We start from the raw sequence: 2,911 nt of genomic DNA, 5'->3' as shown, positions 1-2,911 counted from the left end.
AGGCTAGCGTTCTAACCAACTGAACTACCGGGCCATTATTGGTGGGAGTTACAGGGCTCGAACCTGTGACCCTCTGCTTGTAAGGCAGATGCTCTCCCAGCTGAGCTAAACTCCCAACTAATGCCTTTGTCGCCTCAGCTTTCGCTTTATCTCTCAGCGACGTATATTATGATATCACAAAACCGCCTTAAAGTCAATACCTTTTTTGTAAAAATTTCGGATTATCTTTTTTTCATGTTAATGATAACCAGCTCGCGCGGATTGTTGATACGCGGAATCGCCGCAGTATTCGAACAGCCTGCGGATACAACCAGCCGTCCGTCATAAATACCCTTGTCGTACTTCGGGAACAGCTTGCCGCCGGCGCCTGCGACGCCCATGCTGAAAATGCGGATTTGTCCGCCGTGGTTGTGTCCCGAAACTATCAGATCAATATCCGTGTCTTTTATTTTCAGCGTTTCGTAGTAGTTCGGGTTGTGGCAGAGCAGCAGCCTGAGCTCGTCATTTTGCGCAAAGCTGCTCAGCCACTCCTCGTCATACTCATCCGAAAGACCGCCGATAAGCATAAAGTTTCTGTTGACCACAACCTCGGCATCCTCGTTGTCCAGACAGTGAATTCCGTTATTGCGGAAAAACTCCCTGTCCTCGGACTTCAGCTCTTCCTCGTGATTGCCAAGACTGAGAAACACGGGCGCGATATCCGCCGCCTGACGCAGAAATGAATAGGCGTTTTTGGTGTCGGGCTTGCTTCGCTTAGGGCGCAGAAGCATGAAAAATAAGTTGACGTAGTAAATTATATTTACAATCAGCCAGCGAATCGGATTGAACCGCCTTTTTACCGTCGACTGATATCTCTCGCGGTAACGCTCGAGTGTGTCACCGGCTACGACCGTTAAATCGGGGTTCTGAGCGCGCAGCAGATTCAGTATGTCAACAGCGCGGCGCTCGTGCAGATCCGCAACCAGCGCGATTTTGAGCGGCTTTCTGATCCGCTCTGAAAACACCTCGTACTCTGTTACAACAGGCTTCGACATACGCGTTCCTCACCTCCGTATAATTTATTGCCTGATAATCTGAAATATTCTTATTTCCAGAAGCTGACTTCGCTTTCCTTCAGTCCGATATCCGTAGCGCGGAAATGCGGATTGAGGCGCTTTTTGCGCTGTGACTCGAAGTCGCGCAATGCCTTGACAGCGATTCCCGAGAGAGCTGCGCAGACGGGAATGTTGATCAGCGTCATTCCGCCCATGGTGATGTCCGCCATTGTCCACGCGAAGTTCATCGGAATGAGCGCGCCGACAAAGACGATAAGCACACAAAAGGCATAGAAAATTCTCATGAAAACCTTTGACGGCATTCTCTTTTTGTTAAGGTAAATCAGGGCGTTGTCGACATAGTAGAGGTTGCCGATAAGGGTCGTGAACGCGAACATTACCATCGCTATGGTTATGAAAATCGGCCCGAAATCGCCGAAAATCGTCGATACCGCGTTCTGAACGTAGGTCGCGCCGTTTAATTCAGGGCTGTACTTAACGCCCGAGCTGAGGCACATGAGCGCGGTAGCAGTGCAGAGAAGCATGGTATCGATGTAAACGGAAACAGTCTGGACAAGGCCCTGCTTTACTGGGTGGGTAACGTCGGCGGACGCGGAAGCGTTAGGCGCCGAACCTACGCCTGCCTCGTTTGAGTACAGGCCGCGCTTAATGCCGTAGACAAGGCAGGAACCGCTCAGACCGCCGAAGATAGCCTTGAAGTTGAATGCGTCGCTGAATATCGAGGAAAAGGTCTGGGGAATGTTGCCGATGTGGGTGAAGATTACAATAAGGGAAACGAGAACATAGCCGATGCCCATGAAGGGTACCAACTTCTCGGTGATGCCGATGATGCGCTTGCCGCCGCCGAACAGACAGAAGCCGACGAGCAGGGCGATGATCGCGCCGATAATAACCGGAGTCCATGTCTTGTCGTAGAAATCATAGATCTCAAAGGACGACTGTAAATTGTAGGAGCAGAGCAGGTTGAAGCCAAAGGCGTAGGTCGCGATGAGGAAAACGCAGAATACCCCCGAGAGAATGCCCTTCTTCGCAATGCGCTCAATGTAGTACGCAGGGCCGCCGTAGCAGGAGCCGTCGGGGTTTTTGCGCTTGAAGATCTGGGCGAGCGTACTCTCGATGAACGCAGAGGACGCGCCGATAATACACATCAGCCACATCCAGAAGCATGCGCCGGGTCCGCCGATCGTGATAGCGGTCGCGACGCCGACGATGTTGCCCGTACCTACGCGCGAGGCGGTGGATACCATCAGCGCCTGGAAGGAGGATACCTTCTGTTCGCCCGAGGGCTTTTCCATAATCAGCTTGCAGGCGGTACCGAACAGGCGGATCTGCACAAAACGGGTGCGGAAGGTAAAGAGCAGTCCCGCCGCGGCAAGTACAATGATGAGGATCGGATAGTACATTACGTCATCCACGGAATTGAAAAAATTCATAATAGCGTCCAGCATATTCTTTTCCCCTTTTTTACAGTTTTACTATTATTATACCTTAAAACCGTACAGTTTGGCAAGCATTTTTCCGAATTTTTCGTAAATAAAGACAACAAAAGGCTGCCCCTTTCGAGACAGCCTTTGTGTGTATTTGACCTGAAATCAGTTTTTCTTTCTCTCAACGTAAGAGGTGTGGAGCAGCTCGTGAGCAAGGTGTGAGCCGGGCTCGCCGAGGTACTCGTCGTAGATAGCCTTGATCTCGGGGTTATCGTGTGACTTTCTGTAAGGCAGACTGAGGTCGTCCTCGTAGAGTGCCTTTGCACGGAGAGCCTTGAGGTCTGTGAAGTTTCTCACATGACCGGGCTGAATGGGCTGACCGCCGCCGTTTACGCAGCCGCCGGGACAGCACATAACCTCGATGAACTG

The 2,911-nt window shown here is 51.4% G+C and carries 3 protein-coding genes and 1 tRNA gene; all 4 read right to left on the bottom strand.

All coding sequences use genetic code 11. The features are described from left to right. Window positions 1–39: 39 nt before the first annotated feature. Window positions 40–115: transfer RNA gene (locus tag JKK62_RS01655), tRNA-Val, on the bottom strand. Window positions 116–221: 106 nt separating this feature from the next. Then, complete coding sequence (locus tag JKK62_RS01650; protein WP_201426675.1) at window positions 222–1,034, bottom strand: metallophosphoesterase; 813 nt, start codon at window positions 1,032–1,034, stop codon at window positions 222–224. A gap of 50 nt (window positions 1,035–1,084) precedes the next feature. Beyond that, window positions 1,085–2,488 (bottom strand): alanine/glycine:cation symporter family protein, encoded by a 1,404-nt coding sequence (locus tag JKK62_RS01645; protein WP_243411720.1) that lies wholly within the window; start codon window positions 2,486–2,488, stop codon window positions 1,085–1,087. A gap of 159 nt (window positions 2,489–2,647) precedes the next feature. Continuing rightward, on the bottom strand, window positions 2,648–2,911 hold a 264-nt coding region (locus JKK62_RS01640; RefSeq protein ID WP_201426674.1), incomplete at its 5' end, for an iron hydrogenase small subunit.

The organism is Ruminococcus difficilis (genome assembly GCF_016680995.1).
The sequence above is the reverse complement of the archived record's forward strand: the minus strand, read 5'-3'. Positions and strand labels throughout refer to the sequence as shown.

Bases quoted from the DNA above. Each gene is read 5' to 3' on its own strand.
- JKK62_RS01650 (WP_201426675.1), bottom strand. From the start codon at position 1,034: ATGTCGAAGCCTGTTGTAACAGAGTACGAGGTGTTTTCAGAGCGGATC.
- JKK62_RS01645 (WP_243411720.1), bottom strand. From the start codon at position 2,488: ATGAATTTTTTCAATTCCGTGGATGACGTAATGTACTATCCGATCCTC.